Origin of the sequence: Pseudomonas sp. MPFS (assembly GCF_022537035.1) — a bacterium.
Lineage (GTDB): Bacteria > Pseudomonadota > Gammaproteobacteria > Pseudomonadales > Pseudomonadaceae > Aquipseudomonas > Aquipseudomonas sessilinigenes.
The window spans coordinates 2274083-2290831 of the sequence record NZ_CP066123.1 but is presented as its reverse complement, the minus strand read 5'-3'; the positions used below and the strand labels follow the sequence as shown (position 1 = coordinate 2290831).

At 65.3% G+C, this 16749-nt stretch carries 14 protein-coding genes and 1 pseudogene; 7 read left to right on the top strand and 8 right to left on the bottom strand.

The genetic code is table 11. The annotated features are described in order from the left end of the window. Positions 1-132: 132 nt before the first annotated feature. On the bottom strand, positions 133-987 hold the full coding sequence (locus I9018_RS10805; protein ID WP_124346325.1) for a PhzF family phenazine biosynthesis protein: 855 nt from the start codon (positions 985-987) through the stop codon (positions 133-135). A gap of 331 nt (positions 988-1318) precedes the next feature. On the opposite strand from I9018_RS10805, the gene I9018_RS10800 reads away from it, so the two are divergent. The 6 genes from I9018_RS10800 (at position 1319) to I9018_RS10775 (ending at position 6288) form a co-directional block, all read left to right on the top strand. Further along, positions 1319-1507, top strand: coding sequence for a DUF1843 domain-containing protein (locus I9018_RS10800; protein WP_068588822.1), 189 nt, complete (start codon positions 1319-1321; stop codon positions 1505-1507). Positions 1508-1543: 36 nt separating this feature from the next. Continuing rightward, entirely contained in the window at positions 1544-2176 is a 633-nt protein-coding gene (locus tag I9018_RS10795) for a DUF1842 domain-containing protein (RefSeq protein WP_241109404.1), read from the top strand. Between the two features lie 45 nt (positions 2177-2221). Further along, the gene (locus I9018_RS10790; RefSeq protein WP_068588828.1) at positions 2222-2839 is read left to right on the top strand and encodes a DUF1842 domain-containing protein; all 618 of its coding nucleotides are present in this window, start codon (positions 2222-2224) and stop codon (positions 2837-2839) included. 136 nt (positions 2840-2975) lie between these two features. After that, a complete protein-coding gene (locus I9018_RS10785; RefSeq protein ID WP_068588758.1) occupies positions 2976-4442 on the top strand; it encodes a GDL motif peptide-associated radical SAM/SPASM maturase in 1467 nt (488 codons plus the stop codon). Positions 4443-4631: 189 nt separating this feature from the next. Continuing rightward, positions 4632-5048, top strand: coding sequence for a VOC family protein (locus I9018_RS10780; RefSeq protein ID WP_068588754.1), 417 nt, complete (start codon positions 4632-4634; stop codon positions 5046-5048). A 469-nt stretch (positions 5049-5517) separates the two neighbouring features. After that, positions 5518-6288 carry a LuxR C-terminal-related transcriptional regulator gene (locus I9018_RS10775; RefSeq protein WP_068588751.1) on the top strand — a complete coding sequence of 257 codons (771 nt, stop codon included), beginning with the start codon at positions 5518-5520 and terminating at the stop codon, positions 6286-6288. Between the two features lie 42 nt (positions 6289-6330). Here the strand turns inward: I9018_RS10775 and I9018_RS10770 are convergent. Continuing rightward, positions 6331-6888: pseudogene (locus I9018_RS10770) on the bottom strand (FtsX-like permease family protein); the annotation flags it as partial. A 442-nt stretch (positions 6889-7330) separates the two neighbouring features. On the opposite strand from I9018_RS10770, the gene I9018_RS10765 reads away from it, so the two are divergent. Beyond that, positions 7331-8131: a helix-turn-helix transcriptional regulator gene (locus I9018_RS10765; RefSeq protein ID WP_068586368.1), complete on the top strand. Its 801-nt coding sequence runs from the start codon at positions 7331-7333 to the stop codon at positions 8129-8131. 134 nt (positions 8132-8265) lie between these two features. Here I9018_RS10765 and I9018_RS10760 read toward each other — a convergent pair whose 3' ends face one another. From I9018_RS10760 to I9018_RS10735, 6 genes are all read right to left on the bottom strand, one after another. Beyond that, the gene (locus tag I9018_RS10760) at positions 8266-8991 is read right to left on the bottom strand and encodes a GNAT family N-acetyltransferase (RefSeq protein ID WP_241109403.1); all 726 of its coding nucleotides are present in this window, start codon (positions 8989-8991) and stop codon (positions 8266-8268) included. Between the two features lie 54 nt (positions 8992-9045). After that, positions 9046-12147 carry an efflux RND transporter permease subunit gene (locus tag I9018_RS10755; protein WP_241109402.1) on the bottom strand — a complete coding sequence of 1034 codons (3102 nt, stop codon included), beginning with the start codon at positions 12145-12147 and terminating at the stop codon, positions 9046-9048. Further along, entirely contained in the window at positions 12144-13358 is a 1215-nt protein-coding gene (locus tag I9018_RS10750) for an efflux RND transporter periplasmic adaptor subunit (RefSeq protein WP_241109401.1), read from the bottom strand. Before I9018_RS10750 ends, I9018_RS10755 begins: the two co-directional genes overlap by 4 nt. Positions 13359-13454: 96 nt before the next feature. Then, on the bottom strand, positions 13455-14066 hold the full coding sequence (locus tag I9018_RS10745; RefSeq protein ID WP_124346315.1) for a TetR/AcrR family transcriptional regulator: 612 nt from the start codon (positions 14064-14066) through the stop codon (positions 13455-13457). Positions 14067-14290: 224 nt separating this feature from the next. After that, entirely contained in the window at positions 14291-15499 is a 1209-nt protein-coding gene (locus tag I9018_RS10740) for an MFS transporter (RefSeq protein WP_241109400.1), read from the bottom strand. Positions 15500-15558: 59 nt separating this feature from the next. Further along, entirely contained in the window at positions 15559-16731 is a 1173-nt protein-coding gene (locus tag I9018_RS10735; protein ID WP_241109399.1) for an MFS transporter, read from the bottom strand. Positions 16732-16749: the final 18 nt, after the last annotated feature.

Below are 16749 nucleotides of genomic sequence, written 5' to 3'. Positions count from 1 at the left end.
AGAGCCTTGCCAATCAGGTAACAATCGCCGGCAAGCCCCGTGTTTGCGTCCCTTGGCCCCGGCGCTGCGATCGACCTGCGACGATCTGCCGCAAGAACCCGCGCCCGGCTGCAAGCCCCCTCCAGCGGGTGACTACGACCTGGACGCCAGGTTCAGGCGGCCTTCGATACAGGTCGATGCAGCACCGCCGACCCACACCTCGTCCCCCACCTGCTCCACCTCGATGCAACCGGCGCGCCCCATGCTCAGGCCCTGGCTGACACGGTAGCGCGATGGCGCCAGCCCGGCTCCCAGCAACCACTGGGCGATACCGGCATTCAAGCTGCCCGTAGCGGGGTCCTCAGGCATGCCGTCTCCGGCGATGAAGGCCCGCACCTCGAACTGCGCGTCACTGGCATCCACCTGCGGATCGCACGGCGCGATCACGCCCACCGCCAGCCCGCTCAGGGCCGGGTAGTCGGGTTGCAGGTCCAGCACCTGCTGACGACTGGCGAGCATCACCGCCAGCCATCCGGCACCGTTATCGACCCACTGCGCTGCAACGATGTCCGCAGGCGCCAAACGCAGGCCGCGGCATACCTGCTCCAGCAACTGCGCCGCTACCGGCCCGGAACGCAACAGGGGCGGCGCCAGGAACGCCAACTGCTGGCCCTGGCGGCGAATCCGCACCAGGCCCACCGCACACTCCTGGACGATCTCTTCACCCTGGGGCACGCCACCGGACTCCAGCCAGGCATGGCAACTGCCCAAGGTCGGGTGACCGGCGAACGGCAGTTCGTCCAGGGTGGTGAAGATCCGCAGGCGGTAGTCCGCCCGTGGGTCCCGCGGCTTGAGGATGAATGTGGTTTCACTGAGGTTGGTCCAGTTGGCGAACCTCGCCATTTGCTGGTCGTCGAGCCCATCGGCATCGAACACCACTGCCACCGGGTTGCCTTTGAGGGGCGTGGAACTGAAAACATCGACCTGCTTGAAAGCCAGGGTACTCATGGGCCGTCCTGTTGGTTTTGTTCTGGGAGGGGCACAGTTTACCCAAGGCTCCGGCCCGGGGGCGAGCAACAAAGGCGCTTCACGCCACCGCCGGACAGGGGGGCTCAAGTGGCACGAAAAGCGCCGCCCTATCGCCCTGGGCAATCGCTTCTATCGCCCTTTGGAATGACCGCAGGGCCTGGCGTAGAGCCACTTTTTGCAACGTGAAATCCACCGGTCGGAAACCCATAAAATCAGTGTGCCATTAGCCTGTCTTTTCCATCCGCGCTGCTTAACTGCAAAAGCTGCCGAGTACCGCAGCATCCCCTCATCCCCACGGAAGGCACACGCCATGAGCAATGCACCTCAACACGTCATCCCCCCCTATGGAGTCGCCATTCAGTCGGCGATCTCCGAAGGCAAGTTGCCGCAGATGAAAGCCCTGCTGGCCAAACGCGACCCGAGCAAGGCCGAGCCTGCGGACCTGCGTAGCGCCTACGAACAGCTGGTCAAGGAAGTTGCCCGCCTGGAACGGCACTGACCGCTGTTTCCCTGTCACTGAATGGAGGCAAAGCAAATGTCCGGTTCCAACGCACAAGAAAGCCTGTTCCCCGTCAGTTATCGCATCGGCACCTCCGACCCCGGAGCGCCGAACCTGCAACTCAACCTGCTGGTCTACACCCCCGAGCGCAGCCTGCGCGGCACATCGTCGATCACCCAAGCGGCCAGCCCGCCACTGGACCTGCAGACCGACGACTGGGGCCAGTACACCTACCTGACCGTGACGTCCCCCACCAGTACCAAGATCCTCCTCACCGTTGCAGGCAACCAGGGTGGCCCAGGCGCGAATTCGATCATCACCTTCAAGCTGCACCTGGTGGTCGACGACGACTGGAAGCAAGGCGTCGCCAACTACCAGTACTACAACGGCTACAACTGGGTGACCGTGAGCGACGTACCGGCTTACCTGGAGAACAACATCGAATCCAGCAGCCTGTCCCGGCCCCAGCCCCACGGCCACTCGCACCATCCGCTGCCACCACTCGCGGCGCTGTACGCGGCCCCGATCCACGGCGCCATCGCCAGCGGCGACCTGGCGCAGATGAAGAGCCTGCACCGCCTGGCGACGCAGCAACTGGAACAGCTGCCGCTGATCCGTACCGCACTGGACGCTGCCAAGAGCGAAATCGCCAGGCAGGAGCGGCGCTGAGCTCCAGGCCCAGTGCACTCTTCCATCACGCCAAGGAGTTGCAACATGACAACTGGACTGTTCCATACCCGCCTGATCATCACCAACCCCGTGATCGGCGCACCGATCCTGACCCTCGACCTGCTGGTCAATACCGTGCGCAAGACCGTCTCAGGCCTGGCCCAAGTGACCCAGAGCACGTCGCCGCCGGTGCATTTCAGCGCCGACGTCTGGGGCGACTACTCGCAGATCAAGCTCGATCGATCCAGCGAAGGACACCTGGTCCTCAACCTCGCGGGCAACCCCAGCGGCCCCGGCAGCCAGATCGCCGAGACCTTCCATCTGCAGGGCATCCTCAACCTGGATTGGGCCAGTGGCTTCGCCAGCTACCGCTACAACTACCAGGGCCATTGGCATGTGGTGCAACACGCCGCCGTGAGCCCAGCCCCGGTGGAACAGGCGGCGCACGTCGAGCCCCAGGGCCGTGCCAGCCAGGCGGACCCTGTGCACTTGCACCCGCATCCGCTGTACGCCGTGACGCTGCAACAGGCCCAGGCCAGTGGCGACCTGGCGCGACTCAAGGCACTTGTGGCCCAGGCCGAGCAACAACTGGCCAACAGTGACAACCTGAGCAAGGCCGCGCAGCAGTTGCAGGTGGAAATCCATCGCCTGGAACAACGCTGAACCCCGGCTCCGGGACCGGTCGGCAACGGCCGGTCCCGGCTCGCGGGACAACCGATCGCGCCACTGCCGCTCAAGGAAGGCGCGCCTATTCCGATGGGTTGGTGCCGCGCACCGCCGGGTGCGCAAGGATCTTTTCATGTCAGACCGTCTCCCCGCCCGCTACCTCAGCGAAACCGATATCAAGCGCTATGTGCCTGTGCACGTGGTCTGGGAAATCACCCTCGCCTGCGACCTCAAGTGCCTGCATTGCGGCTCCCGGGCCGGGCACCGCCGCCCCGGCGAGTTGAACACCGGCGAATGCCTGGAAGTGATCGACGCCCTGGCCGCCCTGGGCACCCGGGAAGTCACCCTGATCGGCGGCGAGGCCTATTTGCGCAAGGATTGGACACGACTGATCCAGGCCATCCACGACCACGGCATGTACGTGGCGGTCCAGACCGGCGGACGCAACCTGACCCCAGCCAAGATGCAGGCGGCGATAGACGCCGGGCTCGATGGCGTTGGTATCTCCCTGGACGGCCTGGCGCCACTGCACGATGCGGTGCGCAATGTGCCCGGCTCCTTCGACAAGGCCCTGGACACGCTGCGCCGGGCCAAGCAGGCCGGACTCAAGGTCAGCGTCAACACCCAGATCGGCGCCGCCACCCTGCCCGACCTGCCGGCCCTGATGGACCTGATCATCGAGGCCGGGGCCAGCCACTGGCAGATCCAGCTGACCGTGGCCATGGGCAATGCCGTGGATCACCCCGAACTGCTGTTGCAGCCCTACCAGCTGTTGGACGTCATGCCGCTGCTGGCCCGCCTGTACCGCGAAGGCAGCGAGCGCGGGCTGCTGATGAACGTTGGCAACAACATCGGCTACTACGGACCCTACGAACACTTGTGGCGCGGCTTCGGCGACGAGCGCGTGCATTGGAGCGGTTGCGCCGCCGGGCAGACCGTCCTGGCCCTGGAGGCCGACGGCACGGTCAAGGGCTGCCCGTCACTGGCCACCGTGGGCTTCTCCGGTGGCAATGTGCGCAACATGAACCTGCACGACATCTGGCACTACAGCGAGGGCATCCACTTCGGCCGCCTGCGCTCGGTGGACGACCTGTGGGGCTACTGCCGCACCTGCTACTACAACGACGTCTGCCGGGGCGGCTGCACCTGGACCTCACACTCGCTGCTGGGCAAGCCGGGCAACAATCCCTACTGCCACTACCGGACCCTGGAGCTGGAAAAACAGGGCCTGCGCGAACGCATCGTCAAGCTCGAGGACGCGGGGCCGGCCTCGTTCTCCGTGGGTCGCTTCGACCTGATCACCGAACGCATCGACAGTGGCGAAACGGTCTCCAGCGTCAGCGACAGCGGCCAGGTGATCAAGCTGGCCTGGGTCAACCAGGGCCGGGCCTCCCCCGAGGAAGGCCGCATCCCGCCCCGCCTATCGCTGTGCCGCGCCTGCCGCCAGTACATCCATGCCCATGAACGCCACTGCCCACACTGCCAGGCCGATGTCGCCGAGGCCGAGGCCCGCCACCAGGAAGACCGCCAGCGCCAGCAGGCGCTGATCAACACCCTGCATCAGTTACTGGGCCTGCCCGAGGAACAGCCGCGCCTGTAGCCGTACCCTTCCCGGTCGCCTCCAGAAACGGGGGCGATCGGGTATAAGCCTTGCGCAAACCATGGAAAAAGCGTCTAAAAAAACCGCTCGCGAACGGTCATTCGACGCTTTGCTATGCAGTGTCCACCGATACCCGCCAGGCTATCGGTTCTCCCAGGGCACGCCCTGGCCGCACAAGGAGAGTACGCGATGAAAATCAACCCCTACCTGGTGTTCAACGGCGACTGCCGGGCTGCCTTCACCTTCTATGCCCAGTGCCTGAACGGCACCCTGGAGATGATGCTGACCTTCGGCGAGAGCCCGGTCCGCGATCATCTCCCGCCTGACTGCCACACACTCATCATGCATACCCGGCTCAATGTCGGCGACCAGGTGCTGATGGCTTCGGACAGTACCCCGGACCTGCCCTATTCCGGTATCCGTGGTTGCTCGATCGCCCTGAATGTCGACAGCGCCACCGAAGCCGAGCGGGTCTTCAATGCCTTGCTTGAGCAAGGCAGCGTCCGCATGCCCCTGGAAAAGACATTCTGGGCCGAACGTTTCGGCATGCTCGAAGACCGTTTCGGAGTGTCGTGGATGATCAACTGCGAACAGAGCCAGCACTAGGTAGCGACATAGCCGAGTCGACCTGGGCAGCACTGCCCGGGTCGATCAGCCGTTCGACCTTGGCCGCATGGGAACGCACCACAGGCCAGGGCAGTGCAAATCATCAGCGGCAACCGCACTTGCATCGGATAGCCTCCTGCTTGTGGTCAAAGCCTGCCAGCCAGACCAAGGGCTGCGGACACTTGAACGGCCACCCGGGCACAACTTTCGTGCCAACCGGGCACTACTGCAAAAGTTTTTTTCAAAATCCTCCACAACCGCCATCCCCCCGCCAGCCGGTGCCTTGGGCGCCATTGGCGACTCTGCACGGGGGGCTTTTGCAGCAGTTCATCAAACAGCCACCAAAACCCTGTACTAGGATACGAAGCGCCCTTTGGTCGATCTGCGGAAACAGGAGTTAAATCCGCAGTCATCCAAACTCGTTGCTATAAGGCAGTCCTTTCCAACTTTCACATTCAAGGATGAAATGATGAACTCACAAGTACTGTTCCCTCACATTGGCAAGGTCATCGCCAGTACCGGCAGCCGTCGCTTCCCACGCATGCTGCACGACCTGATCCTGACCCAGCTGGCAGTGGACGCCACCCATATCACCCAGCTGCGGGTAGACCAGGCTGTCGACGGCCATGGCCACAACGCCGTGCACAACCATCATCCGTTGCATGGCCTGCCAGCCAACGATGACCCGCTGCTGTGCGCCACCTTCCCCGAGCAAGGCAGCGATGCGAGCCCCATGCCACAGCGCCGCCATGGCGACGCCAACCCGGTGCAACTGCACCTGACCGGCCACAAGGACTCCTACCAGTACGTGGTCTCGGTGTATCGCAGCAACCAGGCCCGCAGTTTTTCCGCCCAGGAGCGCACGCTGCTGGAGGATTTCTCGCCCTTGCTGCTGCCGATGGTGGAGAAGCACATCAGTGCCCTGCAGCCACGCGGCGCCGATACCGCCCAGGACGGTTCCGTCGAAGGCCTGGAAACCCTGCGCCTGCGCTTTGCCGATCGCCTGGCGCGGTCCGGCCTGAGCCTGTCCAACCGGGAAATGGAAGTCTGTGTCGGCCTGCTGGCCGGGCGCACCGCGCCACAGCTGGCCGAGCAGTGCCAGCTCAAGGTCAACACCGTCGAGAGCTACCTCAAGCGTGCGGCCATCAAGCTGGGCATCAGCGGCCGCCATTCGCTCCTGCGCTGGATGTACTCGCCCCAGGAGAGTGTCGCCGCAACGGCCAGCAGCAAACCTGAGTGAGTCCCATGCCGCCGGCCAGAACGCCGGCGGCAGACCCCACACTCAGTCCCGGGCCAGGGCTTCGATGGGGTCCAGGCGCGCCGCATTGCGCGCCGGGACGAAGCCGAAGACCACCCCGATCAGGGTCGAGCAGGCGAACGCCATCACGATCGACCCCATGGAGAACACCATCTCCCACTCCTTGATGAACAAGGTGAACAGGTAGCCGATAGCGAAGGACAAGGCGATACCGATGGCACCGCCAATCAGGCAGACCATCACCGCCTCCACCAGGAACTGCTGGCGGATGTCCGACTGGCGCGCCCCCACCGCCATGCGAATGCCGATCTCGCGGGTACGCTCGGTAACCGACACCAACATGATGTTCATCACCCCGATGCCGCCCACCAGCAGGGATATCACCGCGATCAGCGACAGCAACAGCGCCAGCGAGCGGCTGGTGCGCTGCACCGTCTGCATGATGCTGTCCAGGTTGTTGGTGAAGAAGTCCTTGGTGCCGTGGCGCTGCGCCATGAGTTTCTTGACGTGCTCCTCCACCACCTTGCTCGGCTGGCCGTCCTTGATCTTCACACTGATGCTGTCCAGGTGGCGCTGCCCCAGGGGTTGTATGTCACCCGAAACCCGGACGGTCCGGGGGCCCGCCTAGGCTGTGGAGCGGCTGTTGGCCGGGCGATGCCGGGAACAAGGAAGTGATCAGCGGATCGGCTGAATTAGCTGTAGGAAATTGACCATCCGTACACGAGGCTGTTGACTCGAAAGTCGACTTCCGACCCCTTGGCCAAACAGCCCGTTCAGGCACTTGCACAGGGGCGCAAGCAAACGCCCACGGGCCCGCCAGGCCGATTCGCGCGATCGTGGACGCGGCGTTGCAGAGCACCGGGCAGGCTTTTTTTGTCCCAGTTTACCCCTACAGACGCCAAGCAAATTCTTAGGCTTAAATCAGATTCGTCTGACCGGATCAGGTTCATGGAGAACCTGTTGCGGTGTGCCGTCGCAACAAGGCTTCGATCAGCGATTTGCCTTGATCAAGGATGATAGGGATATGAGTCTGAGCAGCAACCTCGCGAACATGCAAACCCCACACTTCTACCTGGAGCTGGGACAGTTGATCTCCAGCACCGGCCATGGGCAGTTCGCCGCCAACATGCTCGAACTGGTGAACAAGCTGGTCTCGGTGAGCCAACTGTTGCTCAGCGAGTGGACCCTCGACGAAAACCTGGGCTGCTCCCGGGAGATCGCCCTGCTGGGGCGCGCCGGCTTGCAGGAAGAGCTGCCACTGCCCGAGCCACCGCGACGCCATGACCCACTGCTGCACAAGATGCTGGAAATGGACGATTCGCTGCTGATCCAGATCAACATCCAGCCCCATGACCGGCAATCGCGCAATCTCCCCCACCAGTGCCACCTGGTCTCGCGCAAGGCCAACCGCCGCTGTGTCATCGCCTTCTATCGCGAGTCGGCCCAGGGCGCCTTTTCCCTGGCCGAGCTGTCGTTTCTCAAGAGCCTGTCCACTACCCTGCTGCCACTGCTGGAGCGCCATGCCCAACAATATCGGCAACAAGCCCTGAAGAGCCTGCGCAACTGGAGCACGCGGCCGGTGGCCAATCAGGACCAGTCCCCGTTGCAGCGGGAGTTCGACGAGCGCCTGTCGCTGGGCGACATCACGCTCTCGGCCCGGGAAAAGGAAGTCTGCCTGGGGTTGCTGACCGGCGGCACGGTGCCGGAGATGGCCCAGCGCCTGAGCGTCAAGAACAGCTCGATCGAGACCTACCTCAAGCGTGCCGCCGCCAAGCTGGGGGTCAGTGGCCGCCACGGCCTGGCCAAGTGGATGGTCGGCGCCTGATCCTGCCTCCCCTACCCTGATGCGGGTCACCCGGGTGTTTTGGCCGGGCCCGCGTCAATGTTGGCCGTCCAGGTTCAGGAAACACCCCTGAGAATGCGCCCAGCCGGGCCCGCCACGGCAAGAGCGCCGAGGCTTCAGACCTCGCAGTCCGCAGAAACCGCCCACCACTGGCCGAACAGCGCCAGCCCGGCAGCCCGGGCCAGCGCCACCGAGGCCAGGTTGTCGGTCTGGCAGCGGTACTGCGGCTCCTGGCCCTGCTCCAGGGCATGTCGGCAGATGGCCCGCACCAGCCTGCGCGCATGGCCACGGCCGCGAAACGGCTCCAGGGTCAGGACCCCGAGATCGGCCAGCCTCGACTCGTCCCAGGGATACAGGCTGGCCGCCGCCACCAACCGCCCTTCGTCGAACGCCCCGAATACCGCCCAGTGGTCCAGCTCGACGTAGGCATTGTCCAGGTCCTCTTCGCTGGCACTGGACTGGAAGCCAGTGAAGGCCTGCTCATCGCTGGCCGATAGCGCCCGGGTATCGCCCAGGGCATCGTCGCCAAACAACTCGGCCTGGCACTGGCGAGGGAAATAGAACACATGGTCGGCGCCATTGAAGGTGATGCCGGCCCGCGCCACCCGGGCCAGAAACTCGGCCTCGGTGGCTACCGGGGCCTCGGGCAACCCCATGATCTGCGCCATGGCCGGGGTCAGTACCGCCTGGCTGCCGCCGGGGGTCTGGAGCAGCATCAGGCGTGACTCGTCCTCCAGTTCGGGATTGAGTCGCACACTGAAACCGCCGTTGCCCTGCAAGCCTTCCGGGCAGCAGAACTGTGATTGCCAATAGTCTTGAACAGTCGCTGAAAACCAGGTCATGAGGGTCATCCACAAAGTTGTCGTTCAAAGGTTGGCTGGCCACCCGGCCCGTATTCACAGGCGCCCTTCGGCACGGTCCTGCGCCGTCACCGAGGTCAGCCGGGCCAGGCGCGGCGCCAGCCACTGGTTCAAGTCGTCCAGGTAGCTGAACACCACCGGCACCAGCACCAGGCTGAGCAGGGTCGAGGTCACCAGGCCGCCGATCACCGCCACCGCCATGGGGGCGCGGAAACCGGCATCGGCCCCGGTGCTGAACACCGCCGGGAGCATGCCGGCGACCATGGCCAGGGTGGTCATGATGATCGGCCGTGCCCGTTCGGCTCCCGACTCCATCAGGGCCTGGTGCCGGGACACGCCGGCACGACGCTTCTCGATGGTGAACTCCACCAGCAGGATCGAGTTCTTGGTGACGATGCCCATCAACATCAACAGGCCGATGACCACTGGCATGTCGATGGCGGCGCCATACAGCAACAGCCCGCCGATGGCTCCGCCCACCGACAGTGGCAGCGCAGTGAGAATGGTCAGTGGCTGCAGGAAATCGCGAAACAGCAGCACCAGCACCGCGAACACCATCATGATGCCGAAGCCCATGGCCACGGCGAACTTGTCGAACATCTCGGTCATGTACTCGCCATCGCCGTACTCCATGCGAGTCACGCCCTGGGGCAGGTCTTGCAGGGCCGGTAGCTGCTCCACGGCCTCCAGTGCAGTCCCCAGGGTCAGCCCGGACAGATCGGCATCCACCGAGATCCTGCGCAGCCGCGAGAAACGCTCGATCCGCGCCGGCCCGCTGCCATAACCGATATCGGCCACGGCGCTCAGCGGCACCACGGTGCCGCTGTTGGTGCCCACGCCAAGGTTGTTCAGGGCATCGAGATCACCCTGCTTGATCTGCGGCAGCAGTACCCGGATCGGTACCTGGCGATCGGGAAAGTTGAAACGCGCCGAGCTGGAGTTGATCTCCCCCACGGTGGCGATCCGCGCCACGCTGCCGATGGCCTGGGCACTGACCCCGGCCCTCGCCGCCTCGTCCGCCCGGGGCTGGATCAGCAGTTCCGGACGTGCCAGCGGCTCGTTGACCTGGACGTTGGCCAGCCCCTGGATACCGCGCATCTGCCGTTGCAAGGCATGGGCGGCCTGGCTCAGGACCTGGCCATCGGCCCCCACCAGGATGATCGAGACATCCCGTGCCGCGGCCTCGCCACGAAAGGAATAGCGCAGGTCGGCAAAACCGTTGAGCAACGGGCGCAGGGACTGCTCGAAGGCTTTCTGGCTGAGTTCGCGCTCGCTGGCCGGCACCAACCGGACCAGCAGTTGCCCGGTCGCCACGTCGGTGGTGCCGGAGGGGTCTTCACCGCCGGCGGTGGCGAACACCGAGAGCACCTCGGGCCGCTGGCGCAGTTGCTCGGCCATGCGGGTGAAAACCTGGTCGGTCTGGGCCAGGGGCGTGCCCGGCGGCAGGAACACATCGATACGCGTCAGGCTGGTGTCGTTGACCGGCATGAAGCCCGAAGGCAGCAGCGGCACCAGGGCGAACGAGCCACACAGGAACAAGCCGGCGATACCCAGGCTTCGGCGTCGATGGCCCAGGGCCCATTCCAGCAGGTTCAGGTAGTGCGCCAGGATTCCCCGCGGCGAGGCTGGCGCCGGGTCGTGTCCTCCACTGGCGCAGGCCTTGGGCGCCAGCAGATAGGCCGCCAGCAGGGGCGTGACCAGTCGCGCCACCAGCAACGAAGCCAGCACCGCGGCCGATACGGTGATGCCGAACGGAGCGAAGTACTGGCCGACGAAACCACCGATGAAGCTCACCGGCAGGAACACCGCAACGATGGTCGCCGTGATCGCCACCACGGCAAAGCCGATGGCGTCGCTGGCATCGATGGCCGCCTGGTAGGGACGCTTGCCCTGGTCCAGATGACGCTCGATGTTCTCGATCTCGACGATGGCGTCGTCCACCAGGATGCCGATCACCAGGGTCAACGCCAACAAAGTAATGCTGTTGAGGGAATAGCCGAAGGCGATCATCACCACGAAGGTCGGCAGGATCGAGAGCGGCAAGGCAATGGCAGCCACCAGGGTGGCACGCCAGCTCCTGAGGAAGACAAACACCACCAGCACGGTCAACAACGCGCCTTCTACCAGGGTCATGACGGCAGCGTCATAGCTGGCCAGGGTGTAGTCAACGGTGGACGAGACCTGGAGGATCTGCAGGTCGGGGTTTTGCTGCTGCAGGCGCTGGATCGTGGCCTCGACCCCGGCGGCGACCCGGGTGTCGCTGGAGCCTTTGGCGCGAAACACTGCGAACCCCACCACCTCCCGACCGTCGAGCCGAGCCCTGGAGCGGGCCTCGCTGGCACCGTCGTAGACCTTGGCCAGGTCCTCCAGGCGTGCCCAGCGTCCATCGGACAAGGCAATGGGTGTATTGGCCAGGGCGTGCACGGTCGGTGCACTGCCCAGGGTGCGGATGGATTGCTCGCTGCTGGCCACGCTGGCCCGCCCACCAGGCACGTTGATATTGCTCTGCACCAGTTGCGCATTGACCTGGTCGGCGGTCACGCCCAGGGCTTGCAGGCGCTCGGCCTGCAACTCGACCCTGACCTCGCGCTCGACGCCACCCTGGCGCTGGACCTTCTGTACCCCCGGCACCGCCAGCAACTCACGGCTCAGTACATCGTCGACGAACCAGGACAAGTCAGCCAGCTGGCGGTCGCGCCCCTGCACCGCATAGTTGAGGATCGCCCCGCCCTCGACATCGACACGGGTGATCATCGGCTCCTCGATGGTCTGCGGCAGGTCGGCGCGGATCAGCGCGATGGCGTCGCGGATATCGTTGGCCGCGCGTCCCGGGTCGACCCCTAGCTGGAACTCCACGGTGGTCAGGGAAATACCGTCGCCCACGGTGGAGGTGATATGGCGGATCCCGGCCAGGCCCGATACCGCGCGCTCGACCCGCAGGGTCACCGAATGCTCAAGTTCGGTGGGCGCCGCCCCGACCTGGGAAATCACTACGGTGATCACCGGGAACTCCACCCTGGGATTGGCATTGATCGGCAACTGCACGAAAGAGAACCAGCCAGCGACCGTCAACACCAGGAACATCACCAGGGTGGGGATCGGCCGGCGGATCGCCCAAGAGGACAGTTGCAGGCTCATGGCGTCGCCCTCGAAGGCTCGTCATCCGGGTTGACGATATCGCCATCGCGAACGAACGCCGAGGCCTGGGCCACGACCCGCTCACCCTCGGCGAGGCCAGCGAGTACCTCGACCTGGATACCATCACGCCGACCGACACGAACCTGGCGCAACTTGGCCGTACCGTCCGGCTCCAGCACCATGACCGAGGCCTGTTCGTCGCTGACGAAAGTCAGGGCCCGCTGTGGCAGCACCAGGCTCGTGGCCTGTTGCGGTCTCTCCAGGCTGGCGCTGGCGAAGCTGCCGGCACGCAGGCCGGGCTCGGCGGCCAGGGCAATGCGTACCCGGGCTCGCCGGCTCGTAGGGTCGACCTTCGGGGCCAACAGGCGCACAGTGCCGGCCACTGGCGTCGCCACCCCCGCTGCCTGGACCTGTACCTGGGTGCCGACTTCAAGCAGGCCCAGGCCGTTCTGCGTCACTTCGCCGTCCAGCTCCAGCTGGTTGTCGCGGATCAAGCGAAACAATGGCTCGCTACCGCTCATGGCTCCGATACGGGCATGGCGCTCGGAGATCACCCCCGCCACCGGTGCCCGCACCACGGCTTTCTGCCGCTGGGCCCGGGCATCCGCCAGCTCGGCCTGCGCCTGTTCACGCTCGGCCTGGGCTGCCGCCAGGTTAGCCTCGGCAGACCGCGACTGGGCCCGCTGCTGGTCCACCTGCTGGGCACTGGCAGCACCAACGCTGCCCAGTTGATCGAGGCGGCCAAGGTTGGTCCGGGCCTCGGCATGCAGCGCCTGGTGCTGGCGGATCAGAGCAGTGCTGCGACGCAGCGCAGCCTCGGCCTGTTGTACCCGGGCGTCCAGAGTGCTGGTTTCCAACTGCGCCAGGGTCTGGCCCGCTATCACCTGGTCTCCCTCTTCCACCAAGACTGCCGCGACGCGCTGTTCTTGCAACGCGGTGCCAATGGCGATTTCTTCCCGGGGGACCACACTGCCGCTGATGAACAGGCTCTGCCCGACACTGCCCGGCTGGGCCACGACGCTGCTGACCTTCATGGCCGGCGCTACCTGGTTGTTATTGCCACCGGGCAGTTGGGTTCCTGGCAGCCACAGCGCCAGCACGGCGACCACCAGGGTCAGCAGCGCCATGATCAGGAGCTTGGGCTTGTGCTGGGCCAGGCGTTGGAGCCGCTGCTCGCGCCGTTGCTCGGGGGTGGGATTCGTCGGGTTCATCTGCTGGATTCTCGAATGATTACGCGCGCCCTTGCGCTGGGCGCAATGCTCTGCCGTGGAGCTGGCCATGGCTGCCTGGAGTATTGCGGGCGGTACTCAACCAGGCTCCAGGGGTTGCGGGCGCAGAAAGCGCCGAATGATCTGGCGCAGCATGGGTTGGTGCTCCCGGGCCTTGAACCCGGGCTCCAGCACTACCCTGGCGATGGCGCCCTCGGTGAGCGCCACCAGCCATACCGCGGCCTTGCCCGGGTCGAGCTGCGGGTCGACCTGGCCGGCGGCCATGCCACGTTCGAGCAACACCGCCAGACCCGCCTTGACCTGGGCTTCATTGGCCGCGAACAGTGCCCCCACCTGCGGATTGCGCGTGGCCTCAGCGGCGACTTCGATGCTGATGCGGGCCTGCAGCGGGTCGCTGGAAAGCGCCATCATGGCCAGGGCGAGTTCCTCGATGGCCCCCAGTGCATCCTCGGCAGCGGACCAGCGCTCGAACAAGCGGAGCATATTGTCCTGCTCCTGCTCGGCAATGGCCGCGATGATCGCTGCCTTGCTGGGAAAGTAATGAAACAGGTTGCCCGGGCTCATCCCGGCAGCGGCGCAGATCTGTGCGGTGCTGGTGGCGTGGAAACCGTGGCGGGCGAAACATTCCACCGCGGCGCCAAGGATCTGGCGACGCCGATGCTGTGCCTTGTAGGGGTCTGCCGTTCTCATTGCTCATCCTGGCGCAGCAGGCTCGTGCAGCGCGATGAATAGACTGATTGATCGATCTATTTTTGAGTCCAGAGCCAGCCGTGGCCAACGCTCCACGGCATGGCCGGGATCGTCCCCTGGCTGGCGATCTGCAATGACGACAGGCTAGCGCGGAGCTTTTCCGGCAGCTGTAAATCTATGTGAAAAATGGTGCATAACGACTGCAAGCGCATGGCACCAGCGACTCAGCCGCCCTCGACTTGCAACCCACGTTGCACGTACCACGACAGTGGCAGCGTCAACAGCAGGAGCGCCGCCAGTACCATGATCGCTACCATCACGCTGCTGGCATCGCTGAGCAGGCCTGCCAGAACCGGGGCCAGCGCCCCGCCGCCGATGGTGCCGGTGTAGAACAGCGAGAACGCCTGTTCGCGCTTGCCAGCAGCCGCCAGGTCCGGCACTGCGCCATAGAGCACCGATGAGGTGCCGTTGAGCACCAGGCCCAGCAGCGGCAACATCAGCATCAGGCCGCCATAGGGCAGGAACACCGCCAGCACGATCAGGCAGGCCGTGCTGGATTCGGTGATCCAGACGGTCTTCATCATGCCGATGCGGGCCCCGAGATAACCGCAGAACAGCTTGCCGAACGCGCCGCCGATGAACAGCAGGGTCAGGGCCAGGCCGATCCCGACGCTACCCGCGCCCTTGGCCTTGAGCAGGAACGGCAGGAAGGTCAGGAAGCCCATGCGCACGGCACTGTCCAGCGTGCCGGTGACGATCAGCGCCCATAACCCACTGAGCGAGCCATGGCCGTTGGCGGCCTTCGGGGCCTTGCCCTGCATGGCCAAGGTACTGTCCCTGGATGGCATCAGCCACCACAGCAGCACTGCGCAGCCCAGCCCCAGCAAGCCGACCAGGGTGGCGCTGGCCCGCCAGCTGGCCACGGCCAGCAGCAGCCCCACCAACCCGGGAACAAGGGTCTTGCCGATGTCTCCGGCGAAGTTGTACTGGGCCAGGGCTTCCTTGACCCCGCCACCGGCTTCATGGGTATCGGTGATCATCGATGAGGCCAGGGGGTGCTGGGTGCTGGCGCCCAGGCCTCCGAGCGCCAGGGCCAGGAGCAATACCGCAAGCCCGGTGGCCTGCCCCGCCAGCAGGTAGGCCAGCCCGGCCAGTGCGGTACCGCCCACCAGCAATCGCTCGCGCCCCCAGCGCCGGGCCGCCCGACTGGCCAGCAACTGGAAGCCGGCCATCATGGCGGAGTAGACCCCACGCAACAGGCCGATCTGCCCATAGCTCAAGGCAAATTGCGCCTGCCAGAGCGGTAGCAATACGTAGATCACATCGGTGAGCCCGTCATGCACGGCATGGGCGCTGCATCCGGCCAGCAGGGAGCGGCGACGTACCTGGGTGTCGTTGGCGGGGGCCGGGGTGGCGTGGTTCAGATCGTTCATGATGTGGGCCGGATGAAGTGGAGGGAACAAAGCAAACAACGTCGCAGGCGCTGGCTGAATCAACCGGCCAACTGCCGCCGGGGTTGCGGGGCGCGCCAGCCAAACCAGCCGATCAGCAGGACCAGCAGTTGGAACATCACGATCAGCGCTACGCAGCCGTGCCAGCCCCAGCGCTCCCAAAGCAGTGCCGGGACCAGGGCCCCGCCGCTGCCCCCCAGGTAGTAGCAGCTCAGGTATAGCCCTACCGCACGGGCCTTGTTTGGCCCGGCCCTGGTACTGGTAAAGGCATTGGCCGCAGCCTGGGCCAGGAACACCCCGGTGGAGCTCAGCGCCAGGCCCAGCACCATCAGCCACAGGGAGGACAGTAGGGTCAGGGCCGAACCGCAGACGCCCAGCAGCGCCGCGACCGCTAGCAACTCGACCTGGGGACGGGAGCGGCTCAGGCGACCGGCGACGGGAATGACCACCAGTGCCAGCAGGAATACGCTGTAGAGCGTGCCCAGGGCCGCCGGCCCCAGCGCGAAGGGGGGCTGGCTGAGGTAGAGCCCGGCATAGGTAAAGGTGGCGACTTGCGAAAACAGTACGCAGAACCCCACGCCATAGGCCGCCAGCAAGGGTTTGCTGCACAGCTCACGCAGACCCGCCCGGCGCGTGGTGTTACCGGCCGGCACGGGGGGATTGGCCGGCAACAGGCGATGGATGGCCAGGCCGATGAGCACGCTCAGGCCCGCCAGTACCACAAAGGCCTCGCGCCAGCCCAGGTACTGGGTCGCGACGCCGGTGACAAAGCGCCCGGCTAAGCCGCCGAGCACGGTACCGGCGACATAGAGGCTGGTGACTTCGGTGACGGTGCCGCCGCTCCAGCGATCGCCGATATAGGCCACGCTGGTGGCGAACACCAGGGGAATCAGCAGGCCTTCGACCAGGCGCCAGGCCAGCAGCTGGAACAGGCTGCCAGCGCCAGCCAGCAACACCGACGGCAGTGCCAGGAGCAAGGCGGCCAGCACGATCACCGTGCGTTGTGGAAAGCGGCTGCTCAAGCGCGTGCTCAAAGGCGCGCTGAGCGCCACACCCAGCGTGGTCAGGGTGATGCTCCAGCCGGCCTGTGCGGTGCCCACGGCAAACTCTTGGGCCAGTACCTGGAGAATGCCCTGGGTGGCATACAAATGGAGAAAAGCCGCACAACCACATAAAAACAGGGCCAGGCGGGCGTGATGCTGGGGCAGATTCATGAAACCTCTCGTTTTGTG